The organism is Vibrio sp. ArtGut-C1, from assembly GCF_002105475.1.
GTDB lineage: Bacteria > Pseudomonadota > Gammaproteobacteria > Enterobacterales > Vibrionaceae > Vibrio > Vibrio diabolicus.
On record NZ_NCTH01000008.1, the window covers coordinates 127,213 to 141,848 of the forward strand.

General features: G+C 46.6%; 13 protein-coding genes. 1 reads left to right on the top strand and 12 read right to left on the bottom strand.

The features are described 5' to 3' along the window. Positions 1 to 70 precede the first annotated feature (70 nt). The gene (envZ, locus tag B7360_RS09525; protein WP_047009400.1) at positions 71 to 1,363 is read left to right on the top strand and encodes a two-component system sensor histidine kinase EnvZ; all 1,293 of its coding nucleotides are present in this window, start codon (positions 71 to 73) and stop codon (positions 1,361 to 1,363) included. Between the two features lie 73 nt (positions 1,364 to 1,436). Here the strand turns inward: envZ and B7360_RS09530 are convergent, their stop codons facing one another. The 12 genes from B7360_RS09530 to B7360_RS09585 form a co-directional block, all read right to left on the bottom strand. Then, positions 1,437 to 2,825: a uracil-xanthine permease family protein gene (locus tag B7360_RS09530; protein WP_047009401.1), complete on the bottom strand. Its 1,389-nt coding sequence runs from the start codon at positions 2,823 to 2,825 to the stop codon at positions 1,437 to 1,439. 233 nt (positions 2,826 to 3,058) lie between these two features. Next, positions 3,059 to 5,140, bottom strand: coding sequence for an ATP-dependent DNA helicase RecG (gene recG / locus B7360_RS09535; RefSeq protein WP_085343389.1), 2,082 nt, complete (start codon positions 5,138 to 5,140; stop codon positions 3,059 to 3,061). Between the two features lie 252 nt (positions 5,141 to 5,392). Beyond that, positions 5,393 to 6,076: a tRNA (guanosine(18)-2'-O)-methyltransferase TrmH gene (trmH, locus tag B7360_RS09540; RefSeq protein WP_085343390.1), complete on the bottom strand. Its 684-nt coding sequence runs from the start codon at positions 6,074 to 6,076 to the stop codon at positions 5,393 to 5,395. 52 nt (positions 6,077 to 6,128) lie between these two features. Further along, on the bottom strand, positions 6,129 to 8,249 hold the full coding sequence (gene spoT, locus B7360_RS09545; RefSeq protein ID WP_085343391.1) for a bifunctional GTP diphosphokinase/guanosine-3',5'-bis pyrophosphate 3'-pyrophosphohydrolase: 2,121 nt from the start codon (positions 8,247 to 8,249) through the stop codon (positions 6,129 to 6,131). A gap of 39 nt (positions 8,250 to 8,288) precedes the next feature. Beyond that, complete coding sequence (rpoZ, locus tag B7360_RS09550; RefSeq protein ID WP_005379346.1) at positions 8,289 to 8,561, bottom strand: DNA-directed RNA polymerase subunit omega; 273 nt, start codon at positions 8,559 to 8,561, stop codon at positions 8,289 to 8,291. A gap of 181 nt (positions 8,562 to 8,742) precedes the next feature. Next, a complete protein-coding gene (gmk, locus tag B7360_RS09555) occupies positions 8,743 to 9,366 on the bottom strand; it encodes a guanylate kinase (RefSeq protein ID WP_005394946.1) in 624 nt (207 codons plus the stop codon). Between the two features lie 285 nt (positions 9,367 to 9,651). Then, positions 9,652 to 10,875, bottom strand: coding sequence for a lipopolysaccharide assembly protein LapB (locus B7360_RS09560; protein ID WP_085343392.1), 1,224 nt, complete (start codon positions 10,873 to 10,875; stop codon positions 9,652 to 9,654). 9 nt (positions 10,876 to 10,884) lie between these two features. Continuing rightward, positions 10,885 to 11,517: an energy transducer TonB gene (locus B7360_RS09565; protein ID WP_006741809.1), complete on the bottom strand. Its 633-nt coding sequence runs from the start codon at positions 11,515 to 11,517 to the stop codon at positions 10,885 to 10,887. A 4-nt stretch (positions 11,518 to 11,521) separates the two neighbouring features. Beyond that, positions 11,522 to 11,929 carry a biopolymer transporter ExbD gene (locus tag B7360_RS09570; protein ID WP_005379359.1) on the bottom strand — a complete coding sequence of 136 codons (408 nt, stop codon included), beginning with the start codon at positions 11,927 to 11,929 and terminating at the stop codon, positions 11,522 to 11,524. A gap of 25 nt (positions 11,930 to 11,954) precedes the next feature. Beyond that, the gene (locus B7360_RS09575) at positions 11,955 to 12,482 is read right to left on the bottom strand and encodes a MotA/TolQ/ExbB proton channel family protein (RefSeq protein ID WP_047103760.1); all 528 of its coding nucleotides are present in this window, start codon (positions 12,480 to 12,482) and stop codon (positions 11,955 to 11,957) included. A 9-nt stretch (positions 12,483 to 12,491) separates the two neighbouring features. Continuing rightward, on the bottom strand, positions 12,492 to 13,853 hold the full coding sequence (locus B7360_RS09580; protein WP_005394940.1) for a MotA/TolQ/ExbB proton channel family protein: 1,362 nt from the start codon (positions 13,851 to 13,853) through the stop codon (positions 12,492 to 12,494). Between the two features lie 3 nt (positions 13,854 to 13,856). Continuing rightward, positions 13,857 to 14,621 (bottom strand): DUF3450 domain-containing protein, encoded by a 765-nt coding sequence (locus B7360_RS09585; RefSeq protein WP_085343393.1) that lies wholly within the window; start codon positions 14,619 to 14,621, stop codon positions 13,857 to 13,859. Positions 14,622 to 14,636 lie beyond the last annotated feature (15 nt).

Consider the following 14,636-nt stretch of genomic DNA (forward strand, 5'->3'; position numbering starts at 1 on the left):
GCAACTTCAGCCTTCAAGTCCTTCCCTTCGAAGGCTGAAATTTCGCGATTAGGACCACCAGGAACGTTCCATGCGCATCCGAAGTTCACTGACACAATCTATCCTACTGTTCATCTCTTTGCTCCTCGCTAGCCAAGTTTTCTCTTACTACGCCGTTTTTAACTACGCGTTGATGCCGAGTTTGCAGCAGTTCAATAAAATTCTAGCCCATGAGCTCAATTTGGTGCTTGATGATGAAGGGCCATTAAAATCTGATGCACCGCTGAGACGTCAATTATTAGAAAGGCTGGGGGTGACGGTTCACAGCCTCGACAGCGATAAAGCGGTTGAATTTCATCACGCGATGTCGATTGATTTGATGTCTGAAGAAATGAGCCAAGAGCTAGGCTCGCCCACCGAAGTGCGCTTATTGCTTGGCGATGAAAGTTACATCTTGTGGATGCACATCGAAAAGTTGCCGAACTCCATCATTCGTATTCCTTTATCTGAGCTGCAAGAAGAAGATTTTGCACCGCTGTTTCGTAACAGCTTGATTATGGCGCTGCTGATCATTGCTGGTGGTTGGTTGTTTATTCGTTTACAAAACCGCCCACTTTTGGCTTTAGAGAGAGCCGCGAAAGACGTCGGTCGGGGTGAAATCCCGCCACCGTTGGCAGAAAAAGGCGCATCGGAGATTCGCTCTGTAACCCGAGCGTTTAATCAAATGTCCAAAGGCATTCAGGAGCTCGAAGAAGATCGCGCCCTATTAATGGCGGGGATTAGCCATGACTTGCGAACACCGCTGACGCGCATTCGCTTAGCGACAGAAATGATGTCTCCCGAGGACAGCTACCTTGCTGAAGGGATCATTAGCGATACGGAAGAGTGTAATGAGATCATTAGCCAGTTTATGGACTACCTCAAACCGGTGAACAAAGAATCGTTTGAACCTGTAGATATCAGTACGATTGCCAGTGATGTAGCCAGTTCGGAAGGTGGTTATGAGGCTGAAATTGAAACGGATCTTAATCCTAACCTGCCACCAGCCAAAGGAAGCGCCATTGCGATTAAACGGGCGATCAGTAATTTAGTTGTCAATGCACTGCGTTACGGCAATGGCTGGGTCAAAATCAGTACCGGTGTGACGGCAGATAAGCAGCTAGTGTGGATATCGGTAGAAGACAACGGACCGGGTATCGAGCATTCTCAAATCGCAAAATTATTTGAACCCTTTACGCGTGGTGATACAGCTCGTGGCAGTGAAGGTACAGGGCTTGGGCTGGCGATAGTGAAGCGTATAATCAGCCAGCACTCAGGCTCTGTGGTGATGCGTAATCGCAGTGAAGGCGGTTTAATCGCTCAAATCAGCTTTCCTACCAAGTAAGTCGGTGACTGTACCATTTAAAACAAAAAGCCCAACCTAAACAGGTTGGGCTTTGCTTTTCTCTACAATCTTATTAAGACTCTTTCACTTCTTGAGGAAGTTCATCTTCGTCTTCCAGTTTCTCTGGCAGAAGTAGGTTTAAAATGATCGCTGTGATACCACCTGCAGCAACGCCAGTGGAGAAAATACTCTTAATAAATTCTGGCATGAATTGCAGAATCTCTGGTTTTTGCGCGATACCAAGCCCCATTGAGAAGGATAAGGCCATGATCAGAATTGCGCGGCGATCGAGCTCAACACGAGAGATAATACGTACACCAGCGGCAGCAATCGTACCAAACATGACAATCGTTGCGCCGCCAAGTACTGGCTCAGGAATCAGCTGAACAAAGCTAGCGACACCAGGAAACAAGCCAAGAATCACTAACATGCCAGAAATAAAGTAACCCACGTAACGGCTCGCGACCCCTGTTAGCATGATGATGCCGTTATTCTGGCTAAAGGTGGAGTTCGGGAAACTGTTAAACACGGCTGCGATTGCAGAGTTTAAGCCGTCTGCTAGTACACCACCCTTAATGCGTTTCATGTACACTGGGCCTTTGACTGGCTCGCCAGACACTTCGGATGTGGCGGTAATATCGCCGATGGCTTCTAGTGCGGTAATAAAGAAAATCAGCACCAGCGGAATGAACAGAGACCAGTCAAACGATAAGCCATATTGCATTGGTACCGGTAGTGCTACAAGCTCGGTTGTGCCTAGCTGAGAAGTATCTACCATCCCCATAAAATACGCCATGATGTAGCCTACTAGCATCGCAATCACAATCGAAGCCACACGGATGTATGGGTTTTTAGAGCGGTTTAATATCACAATTAAGCCAAGTACCGTTCCTGCGAGCGCAAGTTTGTCTAAGCTGCCGAATGTGCCTTCATTTAATGCTGCGTAGCCACCGCCCATTGATACTAAGCCGACCTGAATCAGTGTGAGGCCGATAAGAGTGACGACAATGCCTGAAACGAGCGGAGTGATAATGCGACGAGCATGCTCTAATACGCGAGATAGGAAAATTTCTGCAAATGATGCGACTAAAATCGTACCAAAAATGGCTGCCATCATGGTGCTGATGTCTGCACCACCAGCTTTCAGCGATAGGCCTGCACCAATAATAGGGCCTAAAAAGTTAAAGCTGGTGCCTTGAACAGAGAGTAAACCAGAGCCAATTGGGCCAAAGGTGCGAATTTGAATAAACGAAGACACGCCTGACGCAAATAAAGACATGCTGATGATGGTATTCGTTTGGTCTGCTGGTACACCCAAAGACTGACAGATGATCAGTGACGGAGTGATAACCGCGACGAACATCGCCAATAAGTGCTGAAGTGCGGCAAAAATGGTTTGAGGCAAAGGTGGTCGATCATTGAGTTGATAAACCAGTTCCGAAGATCGGTTTGAAGTTGTCATTGTTTGTCTCGCTAGTCGCAATATATTCCCAGATCTCGCTGAATGGGAGAGCAGGGTGGAGTTGACGTCGTTACCTGTGATTGCTGTTAATCAGAGTCAACTCAGGTTGGTGGAGTGTGATGCAACACACTTAAAAATTTGTGCGCGATTATAGAGAGATCTACCTAAAAAGCAAACGATTGCTTTGGTTTTTAGCGTATTAAAAAACGAGCCATTTGGCTCGCTTTTAATCACTATGCTTTGGAGTAAATATCCCGCTCCCCCAACCAGCGATCAATAATTGCTGTTGCGTTAGTCGGGTAATTGTCATGAATATGACGCGCAATGCGCTGAACTTCGGGAATCAGACGTTGATCTCGAACTAAGTCTGCGATTTTGAAATCAGCAAGACCAGTCTGTTTTGTACCCAAGAGTTCGCCTGGGCCACGAATCTCTAAGTCTTTTTGTGCAATGACGAAACCATCGTTACTTTCACGTAGTACTCCGAGACGTTTTTGCGCGGTTTTCGACAGTGGAGAGTGGTACAGCAGCACACAATGGCTAGCAACGGAACCTCGGCCCACGCGACCTCTCAACTGGTGTAATTGTGCCAAACCAAGACGTTCAGGGTTTTCTATGATCATCAAGCTAGAGTTTGGCACATCCACGCCAACTTCAATCACTGTTGTTGCGACCAGCAAATGCAGTTTATTGTCTTTGAAATCTTGCATCACCGCTAGTTTCTCTGCCGGCTTCATTCGGCCGTGTACTAGACCAATTTTTACGTCCGGTAGCTTACGTTGAAGCTCTTCAGCGGTATCAGCCGCGGCTTGCGCTTCTAATACTTCCGACTCATCAATCAGAGTACACACCCAATATGCCTGCTTACCTTCGTTTAAACAGGCATTTCGGACACGCTCGACGATGGCGTCACGTTTTGTGTCAGGAATGGCGACGGTTTGAATCGGCGTTCGACCCGGAGGCAGTTCGTCAATCACGGAAGTTTCCAGGTCAGCGTATGCGGTCATCGCTAACGTGCGAGGAATAGGCGTTGCCGTCATGATCAACTGATGTGGGTAGGCGCCTTGTTTTGCGCCTTTTTCACGTAACTCTAATCGCTGATGGACACCGAAGCGGTGCTGTTCATCAATGATGACCAAAGCAAGGTGATGAAATTCAACGTGCTCTTGGAATAGCGCGTGAGTACCCACTACCATTTGTGCTTCACCACTGGCAATGCGAGCCAGCTCGGCTTCCTTTGCCTTACCTTTGAGTTTGCCCGCTAACCAACCGACTTGAATGTCCATTGTTTCAAACCAGTTGGCGAAGTTGATCGCGTGTTGCTCAGCCAATAGTTCGGTTGGTGCCATGAGTGCCACCTGATAGCCGTGCTCAATGGCACGAACGGCGGCCAGAGCGGCAACCAACGTCTTCCCCGATCCCACATCGCCTTGCACTAATCGCATCATTGGGTGGGGTTTTTCTAAATCGGTTTCAATCTCTTGTACTACTCGGGTTTGAGCGTTTGTAGGAGAGAAAGGCAGTTGGGCTAAAAGCTGCGTTTTTAGTTTATTGCAAGGACCGAGAGGTAACGCTGAATCCTTCTGGCCTTTGCTACGCACCGCCAGCATCGATAAGTTTTGTGCGAGCAACTCTTCCATGATCAAGCGGATTTGAGCAGGATGTTTGCCTTCGTCAAACTCATCTAAATTAATGGTTGGTGGTGGGCGATGAATGGTGTGCAGCGCTTGCGACATCGTGATTTGATGGTTATACAGCCCGGCTGGAAGTAATTCCTGCACTGCGGTTTTATCAAGCAGCGCTAAAGCTTGTTCGGTAAGGTTGCGCAATGTGATTTGGCGTAAACCATCTGTAGTGGGATAAACAGGGGTTAAGCTCTGTTCTACATCGGGCTTTTGATCGCTGACGTAAAACTTGTAGTCAGGATGAACAATTTCCAAGCCCATGCCACCGCGCTTAATTTCACCGTAAGCATGTACTAACTTACCTTGTGTGAAATTGTTCTTCATGGCCGCGGTAAAGTTGAAAAAGCGCAGCGTGATAGTGCCATTACCGTCGCTGATTTTTACCGTTAACATTTTGCGCTTACCGAAGATGGTGTCGACTGCCATGACCTTGCCTTGCACGGCCGCCCAAAGGCCAGCATGCAGTTTAGCAATAGGATAAATACGGGTACGATCTTCGTAGCGCAGTGGAAGATGAAACAGCAAATCTTGAACGCTATGTAAGCCAACTTTGGCGAGTTTTTCTGCGACTTTCGCGCCAACCCCAGAAAGGGAGGTTAATGGGACGGCAGATAACATTTGGGCGGACATAGAGGGCTCAAGAAAATGGTTAACATAGCAGTATGTTAACCATGGAGCTGTGTTTTTGTACAGGAAAAAATAGTCATGCTTTAGTTAGTGTCATGATCTGACTGATAACCTGTCATTCCGAGGAGCCTAGCGACATCAGGAATCTATTTCCAACAAGTATGTCGTTGAAGTTAACACTATCAGCATCTGTATATTTGAGAATTAGATCCTGAATCACGCTCCTTCGTCGCTGTTCAGGATGACGAAAGTCTGTTACTTGCTTTGCATCTCTTGCCACCACGCATCATCGGCGATGATTTGGCCTTCGTCATCGAGTGGCGGGTAAGCGAGCCTTTTGCGTTTCGCGACTTTTGCCAGCACTGGGTGACCACGTTCAAAGAGAATACGGTTGATTGTCTCTTTAGGTAGAGCGCTTTCTTCTCGGTCGTACATGCCTGCGGCTTCACGTTGACGTTGCGCTTCATACAAAATTACGGCACTGGCGACCGATACGTTTAGTGACTGCACCATGCCCACCATCGGGATAATTATGTCTTGATCGGCAAGTTGTTTGGCTTGCTCTGAAGCGCCAACTTTTTCGCTGCCTAAAATGATTGCCGTTGGTTTGGTATAGTCGATTTCGCGAAAGTCGACGGCGGTGTCCGAAAGGTTGGTCACCAAAACCTGCATACCTTGCGTTTTAAGTTCGGTAATCGCAGTTTCAATCGAATCGTGAGTATCCACTTCAACCCAGTTACGCGCGCCAGCTGAGGTATGGCTCAGCGTACGCATTTTGTCAGGCCAAATGGCATGAACTTTGTGTAAACCTGTCGCGTCAGCGGTGCGGATCACGGCAGAGACGTTGTTTGGCTTATGCACTTCTTCGAGACAAAGTGTCAGATCAGTTTGGCGAGTTTTTAGGACTTGGTGAATGCGGTTGTAACGTTCTAGGTTCATATTTATTGAGGTATAAAAAATCGCCACCTAACAGAGTAGGTGGCGATAGAGGTTAGTTCTTTCTGCGTCTGACTCGGGTTGCTTGAGGCATTGCCTTAATCTTACGCATGATGCCAGCAAGGTGGACGCGATCTTTCGTCGTCAACAGCACAGTCACAGTGTACAAACGACCATCACGCTCTTCCGTTGAAAGACCATGAATGTTTGACCCTGTTTTCGAGATCACGTTGGTCAGTTCTGCAAGAGCACCTTGGTTGTTAAGCATGTCGACTTTAAGTTCAGCAATGAACTCTTTATCGTAGTCGTCAGACCAAGCGACAGCCATATAACGGTCTGGCTCTTTCTGATAACCGCGAACGTTCGGACATGTTTCTCGGTGAACAACCAAACCACGACCAGGCGATACGTGAGCAATAATGTGATCATCTGGGATAGGATGACAACAATTTGCAAACGTCAGCAATAAGCCTTCTGCGCCACGAATCGGAAGCTTCTTCTTCGAGTCCGTTGGGATTGAGCTTGTTGTCGTGAGTTCTTCGGTGTCACCAAGGAGACGACGTGCGATCACAATGCTCATCAACTCACCCAATCCAATAGCAGCCAATAAATCATCGATGCTTTCTAGGCGAAGATCATTCAAGACTTCTTGGATATTTTCTGGATAAATTGAATCAATCGAGTGGCGGCCAAGTGCGTGATTAAGTAGGCGACGACCTAAAGTAATCGACTCTTCACGACGCATCGTTTTCAGTACTTGACGAATCTTAGTGCGGGCACGAGAAGTCACGACATAGTTCAGCCATGCCGCATTCGGACGCGCACCAGGGGCACTGATAATTTCCACCGTCTGACCGTTTTTCAATGCCTTACTCAATGGGTAAGGGTTACGGTCAACACGAGCACCAACACAAGAGTTGCCTACATCGGTATGTACGGCATAGGCAAAGTCGACAGCCGTTGCGCCTAAAGGCAATTCAACGATACGACCTTTTGGTGTGAAGACGTAAATCTCATCTGGGAAAAGATCGGATTTTACGTTTTCAATGAATTCGAATGAGTTACCCGCGCTTTGTTGTAGCTCTAACAGGCTTTGCATCCAACGCTGAGCTTTCACTTGCGCAGTGGTGCCAGACTTGTCGCCTTTGTCTTTGTAAGACCAGTGTGCCGCGACACCTTTGTCTGCCATTTGATCCATATCTTCAGTACGGATCTGAACTTCAACAGGTACGCCGTGTGGGCCAACCATAGAAGTATGTAGCGACTGGTAGCCGTTCGCCTTTGGTACCGCGATGTAATCTTTCATGCGACCAGGACGTGGCTTATACAAGCTGTGTACTTGGCCTAAAACGCGATAACAAGTATCAGCGGTATCAACAACGACTCGGAACGCATAGATATCCATGATGGTGTGAAAGCGCTGTTCTTTGGTTTTCATCTTGTTGTAGATAGAGAACAGGTTTTTCTCACGACCAACGACGCGAGCATTCAAGCCGAATTCTTGCAGACGGCCTTCTATTTCGCTGTGAATGCGTTGGATCATCTCTTTACGATTGCCGCGTGCCGCTTTTACCACTTCTTTTAGTACGCGGTAGCGGTTGGGATATAGCGCTTCAAAGCCCAGCTCTTCGAGTTCGGTTTTGATATTGTGAATACCAAGACGATGAGCGAGTGGCGCGTAAATCTCTAACGTTTCACGAGCAATACGACGCTTTTTATCTGGTCGAAGCGCGCCAAGCGTACGCATGTTGTGCGTGCGGTCAGCCAGTTTGATCAGAATGACGCGGATATCTTGCACCATGGCCAGAACCATCTTACGAAAGTTCTCGGCCTGAGCCTCTTTCCTATCGCGGAATTTGAGTTTGTCCAGTTTAGATACACCATCAACCAACTCTGCGACAGTGTTGCCGAATTTCTCTTCGAGATCTTCTTTAGTTACATCACAGTCTTCAATGACGTCATGCAGCAAAGCAGCTTGGAGGGTCTCGATATCAAGGCGCATTTCGGCCAAGATACGAGCCACAGCGACAGGGTGGATGATGTATGGTTCACCGCTAGAGCGGGTTTGCCCTTCATGGGCATCTCTCGCTACCACATAAGATTGACGCAGAGCCTCAATCTGAGGCTCTGTTAGGTATTCTTGGGCAACGTCTTTGAGGCTATCGAATAGATACAAATTATAGGCCCGGGAGGTTGTTGAATTCTAAAGTCAGAATTAACGGTTGTGAGCGATGCTGCTTACTGCCGCTAGCTCTGCCGCTTCTTGCTCTTGCTGTTCTTGACGTTCACGAGCGTCTAGAACTTCTTTAGTAATTAAACCTTCTTCGATTTCGCGTAGAGCGATAACCGTTGGCTTATCGTTCTCTTCTGGCACTAGTGCATCTTTACCGCCAGTTTGCATTTGACGAGCGCGGCGAGCCGCAATCAGTACTAGGTCGAAACGGTTGCCAACTTTTTCAACAGCGTCTTGAACAGTTACGCGTGCCATGAGGACTCCAAATAGTTAACTAAAATTTTAGAATGACGAGAAAGTATACAACCTAACTACTTTATTTACTAGCAATTAGACAAGCCACCGTTTGTGGACTTTCTCAGGTAGTTTATTGTGTTTTTCGCACTGAGCAAAAAACGAGAAATTCTTTATGTTTTACAGCGTGACTTTTTTGAAGTTACTCTGCTAACAACGCGTCAAGCATACCTTTATATTTAGCAGCTTGCTTTTCTTCCTTCAATCTCTCTGCACGCAAGATGGCTTTAAAGTCCATCAAAGCGGTATCAAAATCGTCGTTTACGATCACGTAGTCGTATTCGCTGTAATGAGAGATTTCTGACTTGGCTTCAGCCATACGTTTTGCGATCACTTCATCGCTATCTTGACCACGAGTGTTCAAGCGACGCTCTAGCTCACCGTTTGATGGTGGCAGGATGAAGATGCTTTTGGCTTCAGGCATTTGCTCACGGATTTGGCGTGCGCCTTGCCAGTCGATATCTAGAAAAACGTCGATACCTTTATTTAGCGTTTCTTCAATCCACACACGAGAGGTGCCGTAATAATTGCCAAACACTTCTGCGTATTCTAGGAAATCACCTTTAGCGATCAGGGCTTCAAACTCATCTTTCGCTACAAAATGGTAGTGGACACCATTTTCTTCACCAGGTCGCATGTTACGCGTGGTATGAGACACAGACACTTTCATTGCGTAGGTTGGATTGCGTTCCAACATCGCTGAGATCAAGCTAGATTTACCTGCGCCGCTAGGTGCAGATACGATATAGAGAGTACCTTTGCCCATTGTACTGTTCCACTTTTGATTGGATTGATTGAGTGCCGAAGGAAAGTCCGACATTCTTATAACGATAGCACTGGCAATGATAAATCAACCACCAAAGGGATGGATATTGGTGATAATTCCGCCAGAAAAATGGAGGCGAAGAGTATCATGATCTCTATTTTGTTACCAGTTGATCTTTTCGTCTTACTTAAATGTTGAAAAGAGCTCGCATGCGCAAAAACAAACGAAAAAAGGGGAAGCTTTCACTTCCCCAGGCGTGCGACTGACTCACACTTAATCTTCAAATTATCCTTGGGATTCTAGGAAATTTATCCAAGGGCTAACGGTAGACCTAAATTTTGGCGATTGAGCCGCGCCTTTCATTGCCTGTAAGGCCTTTTGTGGCTGCTTAAGCTCGAAATAGGCCATTCCGCGAATGTATTCAAGTTCTGCCTTTTGCTCTTTAGAGGCATTCGATGCTGCGTTTTCTACAAAGCGAGTCGCTTCAGAATACTGCTTGTCTTGTACCATTAAGCGAGCAATCTGAATTTGCGTTTTAGCAGAAGGAGCGATGTTATATGACTTTTTATAAGCGAGAATCGATTTATCTAGCTCTTTAGCTTGCTGCCAGAAGCTGGCCAAGCGATCATAGTTTTCCTTCGTCTTTTCAATGTTTCCAGCTGCCATCTCCTTCTCAAGAGTTTTGGCCGCTTTATATGGAATACCTTGGTAAGCTAAGAAGTTTACAAAACGTAAGTACTCTTTCTCTCCTTCCAGTTTCCCCATTTTGTAAACCATTTCTAAGGTTGCTAAAGAGTTTTGCTCTTGACCCAACTCCATATAAACGCCAGAAAGTTGCATCCAGTAACGCTTTTTCTGAGGGTACTTTGAAGTAAGGGTTTTTAGCACACTGGCAACGCTTTTCAGCTGGCCTAACTCGTAGTGAGAGGCAACGAGAATTAAGTACCAAGACTCACTTGGGTTCTTGCTCATCGCAATTGCTTTTTTGGTTGGTGGGATTGCATTTCTGTAATCTTCCAACTGGACATAAGCGCTTGCTAACGTGATATAAGCATGAGCTTGAGGTTTTTCTTTGGTTGTTTCTGCTACCTTGAACCATTCCTTCATCGTTTTTACAGACAACGTGTACTTCTCTTCAGCTAGGTAAAGCTGAGCTAAGCTGTAGCGAACTTGTTGAGCGACTGGAACGGGAAGCGCATCGAGCTTTAATGCTTCGGCAAAGTATTTCGCGGCTTGCACATAATTGTCTTGTAGCGAATACAAAAAGCCCGTTTGCTGAAGTAAAACTGCTCGGTCGTATTTTTTCGAACTTGTGCTTTCTAAAGCGCTTGCTAGTTTTTCTTTCGCCGCTGAATATTTTTCAGTTGCGATCAACTCTTGCACTTTGTTGACGGTTCGAAATGTCCGATCTGATAACTGAGGAGCTTCTTTTGCCATCGTAGGAGCGGCAAATGCCACTCCTGCGAAGAGAATTAAAGAAGCCACTTTGCTTTTCCATAAACTTTTCATCGTGACTCCTTAATTGGTTGAGAACTCTATTTCTTGCGATAGGCGCGAGCTAACAGGTTTCCCGTCAACCAATTTTGGTTTAAATGTCCATTTAGAGACTGTTTTTCTTGCCGCTCGACCGAGGCCTAAGCGTCGTGGTTGCTCTTTAAGAACTTTGATGTCCTCTACGGCACCACGTGCATTTACAGTAAACTCTAGTAAGACAACCCCTTTTTCAATTCCTGCTTTCGCAGCCTTTCTAGGCATTTGAGGCTGGAATGTTGCAAGAGGGGTCGGACCTCCGCTACCCGCTAATTGTGCACCTCCACCCTGGCTATAATGTCCAAGCACCGAGCCACCTGTAACATTTACGGGTAGGTCAAGTTTTGGCATGTCCATTGGGGTCTGCTCCATCACCGGTTTTACTGTCGCTGTCACTTTCATTTCTGGTGGCGGCGGCGGACGCTTAGGTGGTGGTGGTTTTGGAAGTTCGCGTTTTTTCTCCTGTATTTTTTCTTCTGGTTTAATGCGAATAAACTCGACCATACGCAGGTCATCATTCGACACTAACTCGTGGCGCTCTTTGTTTACTAGCTTGTCCATCCCCCAGAACAACCCGAGGGAGACAATGAGCGCCAGTGCAATTGAGGCCAGATACCGCATAAGCTTAATCCTTATTGGTTGCGGCAATGGAGATGCTTTCTACACCTGCCATTTTGATCTGGTCCATAACCTTCACGACTACGCCAGCATTTGCTTCAGTGTCGGCTTGGATAACAACTGCGCCATCAGGACTTTCTGCACGAAGACGTTCAATGTTCGCGCGAACCGCGTCCACTTCGATGCGGCGTTTATCAACCCAAACATCACCCGCCGCACCAACTGCGACCATGATGTTACCTTTCTTAACGGTTTGCGCTGAGCTTGCCGTCGGACGGTTTACTTCCAGACCTGCTTCTTTTACGAACGATGTTGTTACGATAAAGAAGATCAACATGATAAATACGATGTCGAGCATCGGTGTCATATCGATAGCGGTTTCATCACTGCTATCACTGCTATAGCGTCTTTTCATGACCTATACCTCTAATTCCATTTACTCAGGCAATATGCTTTAGCTTATCTTCCAGCTTTTGCGTTGTGACTTTGGCTAAATGATCAAGACGTGAACTAAAGAACAGTCCTGATAGAGAAGCCACCATCCCGGCTAAAGTTGGGATTGTTGCCTTTGAGATCCCCGAGGCCATTGCTCGAGGGCTTCCTGTTCCTGTTACCGCTAAGATGTCGAATACTTGGATCATGCCGACAACGGTGCCGAGTAGACCCAGTAGGGGACAAAGTGCAATCAACACTTTCACGATTGGTAGTCCCTTTTTATTCTCAATATCCTGACGAGAAACGATTTCTTGTCGGATCATCTTAGCGTTCCAACTTTGATGCTCTGAGCGCTCTTGCCATGAGCCAACGGCTTTTTTCATGGCTTTTGGAGCGACGGCAGCAAAATAGAACCAACGTTCTAACAATACTGCCCACAGCATAAAGCTGAGGATGAAGATGGCGACGAGTACATCGCCACCCATTCCCAAGAAGCGCCTAATTGATTCAAGTTCTCCAACTAACCACCACATAACGCCTCCTTAGCTTTCGGCTTTATGCAGTTTTTCCTGATAGCGAGCGATGAAGCCTGCACTCTGTTCTTCAAGAGTTTGAACCAAACGACGACCTTTGCTGTGTACGATGGTGTAAAGGAACAGCAATGGAATTGCGACAACCAGACCTAGCATAGTGGTAACAAGAGCTTCAGAAATACCGCCAGCCATCAGTTTAGGGTCGCCGGTACCGAACAGAGTAATGGCTTGGAATGTGCCGATCATACCCATTACCGTACCCAGTAGACCAAGTAGAGGCGCTACAGAAGCAAATAGCTTGATTGAGCTGATGAAGCGTTCAATGCTTGGAGCATTACGTAGAATGATTTCGTCCAGCTTCGCTTCCAGATCTTCAAGGTTGTCACCTTTGTGCTCTTGGTAAGCTTGGATAACTTCACCCAATGGGTTGCCAGGAATCACGGTTTCTGATTTTGCTTGCTTACGCATTTTGCCGCCAATCACTTGAAGGCGTAGGAAGCAAATTAGAGCAATGATAGCGCCAACTGCACCCATACCTAGAATGACGTAGCCTACGATGCCACCTTGATCAATACGTTCTTGAACGGTAGGACTTTGCACAAGTAGAGACAAAATGACGCCACGGGATGGGTCAATAAACAGTGGCTCATAGCTGTTTGACGCTGACTCAAATCCTGCAACATGACGTGTAATATTGGTGCGAGGCTGTCGAGAGAGTTCTTCGAACTTACCTGTTTGAGGTACATAAGTGACGTACTTACCATCGGCAATCGCGTTAAACTCACCGACGAGAGTGACATCGCGAACCGCTTCTTTACCTTCGCCATAAACAACCGTTGCTTGGGTTGTTGCAGTTTCGCCAGAAGCAACCACTTGTTGAAGAATGGTATGCCAGAAAGCTTCTAGCTCTTGTGTTGACGGCAGTTCTTTACTTTCAGCCAGTTTCGTTAGTAGAGCGTCACGCTCTGGGAACTGAACAGCGTTTTGAGAGGCTGCAAATAAGCCCTTAAACTCTCCCGCATACTGGCGGACCACACCAAACATTTCGCCCAAAGTACCAGAGCGAACACGTAGGGTTTCTGTTAGTTCAGTTAGCTGCTTATCGTTTTCATCAAAGGTTGCTTTAAGTTGATCGCCCAGAGCTTGCTGCGCAGCTAACTCTTCGCGAGCTTGTTGCAATAATGCCGCTTGCTTATCGCGGTTGTTCTTGAACTCAGCTTCACGGGCTTTGTTCTCTTTCGACTCAACGATGCTTTCTGATTTTACGTTTTTAAGTAGTTCAGATAAGTTTTTAGGCGCTTCTGCTTGTACGCCAGAAACCATAAATAAGCTCGCTAGTAGGCCAGCGGCTAGAGTTTTGAATCCTTTCATCTCTTATTCCTCCCCAGCAAATACAGGCAGTTTGATTAGCGCTGGTGGCGCTTGCTTCTTCGCGATACGAAGGCCTTGCTGTACCGCGATGCGGTAGCTTTCTGGTAATGTTTCCCATTGACGTGTTTGTTGGTTCCACATACCTGTCTCACCACCGTCTGGAGATTGGAATAGAAGTGCTGTGCGACCAATACGTAGGAAGTTGTAAGTCACGATTTCACCATTTCGGTCTAGGCTAGCTTTGTAAGATTCGATTGAGCGAGAGAAGCCTTCTTCAATTTGGTACGCTTCCATTACTTTACGGAATTTTTCTGAAGTTGTTACGTCGGCGCGATCCATGAGACGACGCAGTTCTTGAACTCGCTTATTACGCTCTTTTTTCTGGAAAGGCAGATCGAGAGTCACAAATTCGTCGAGTGCATCGATCATTTTTAATGTAAGTGGCACCACTTCTGTTGCCGTTTGATCGATTTGAGCAATTTGGTTATTTAATGAGTCCAACTCGCCTTGCTGCGATTGAACCATACGGTTAATTTGCTCGTTGTAGACTTTCATACTGTCGATTTGACGAAGTAAGCCTTTGTATTCTGCCAACATGCCTTCAGTGCTTTCGGCATAGTTGTCGATTTTTTGTTGCGAAGCTTCTGAAGATTGATTTGCTTTTGCTTGTGTGGAAACGACAGCACCAGAGTTGGCCGCTACAGAGCTACTACTGATAGTAAGCAATGCTGCAGCTATGGCACTGAGACCAAATTCCTTGAATTTCATGGTTGCATCCTTGTC

What these genes read in the sequence shown, in the direction of transcription:
- envZ (WP_047009400.1), top strand. Translation starts at nt 71, where the DNA reads ATGCGCATCCGAAGTTCACTGACACAATCTATCCTACTGTTCATCTCT.
- B7360_RS09530 (WP_047009401.1), bottom strand. Translation starts at nt 2,825, where the DNA reads ATGACAACTTCAAACCGATCTTCGGAACTGGTTTATCAACTCAATGAT.
- recG (WP_085343389.1), bottom strand. Translation starts at nt 5,140, where the DNA reads ATGTCCGCCCAAATGTTATCTGCCGTCCCATTAACCTCCCTTTCTGGG.
- trmH (WP_085343390.1), bottom strand. Translation starts at nt 6,076, where the DNA reads ATGAACCTAGAACGTTACAACCGCATTCACCAAGTCCTAAAAACTCGC.
- rpoZ (WP_005379346.1), bottom strand. Translation starts at nt 8,561, where the DNA reads ATGGCACGCGTAACTGTTCAAGACGCTGTTGAAAAAGTTGGCAACCGT.
- gmk (WP_005394946.1), bottom strand. Translation starts at nt 9,366, where the DNA reads ATGGGCAAAGGTACTCTCTATATCGTATCTGCACCTAGCGGCGCAGGT.
- B7360_RS09560 (WP_085343392.1), bottom strand. Translation starts at nt 10,875, where the DNA reads ATGAAAAGTTTATGGAAAAGCAAAGTGGCTTCTTTAATTCTCTTCGCA.
- B7360_RS09565 (WP_006741809.1), bottom strand. Translation starts at nt 11,517, where the DNA reads ATGCGGTATCTGGCCTCAATTGCACTGGCGCTCATTGTCTCCCTCGGG.
- B7360_RS09570 (WP_005379359.1), bottom strand. Translation starts at nt 11,929, where the DNA reads ATGAAAAGACGCTATAGCAGTGATAGCAGTGATGAAACCGCTATCGAT.
- B7360_RS09575 (WP_047103760.1), bottom strand. Translation starts at nt 12,482, where the DNA reads ATGTGGTGGTTAGTTGGAGAACTTGAATCAATTAGGCGCTTCTTGGGA.
- B7360_RS09580 (WP_005394940.1), bottom strand. Translation starts at nt 13,853, where the DNA reads ATGAAAGGATTCAAAACTCTAGCCGCTGGCCTACTAGCGAGCTTATTT.
- B7360_RS09585 (WP_085343393.1), bottom strand. Translation starts at nt 14,621, where the DNA reads ATGAAATTCAAGGAATTTGGTCTCAGTGCCATAGCTGCAGCATTGCTT.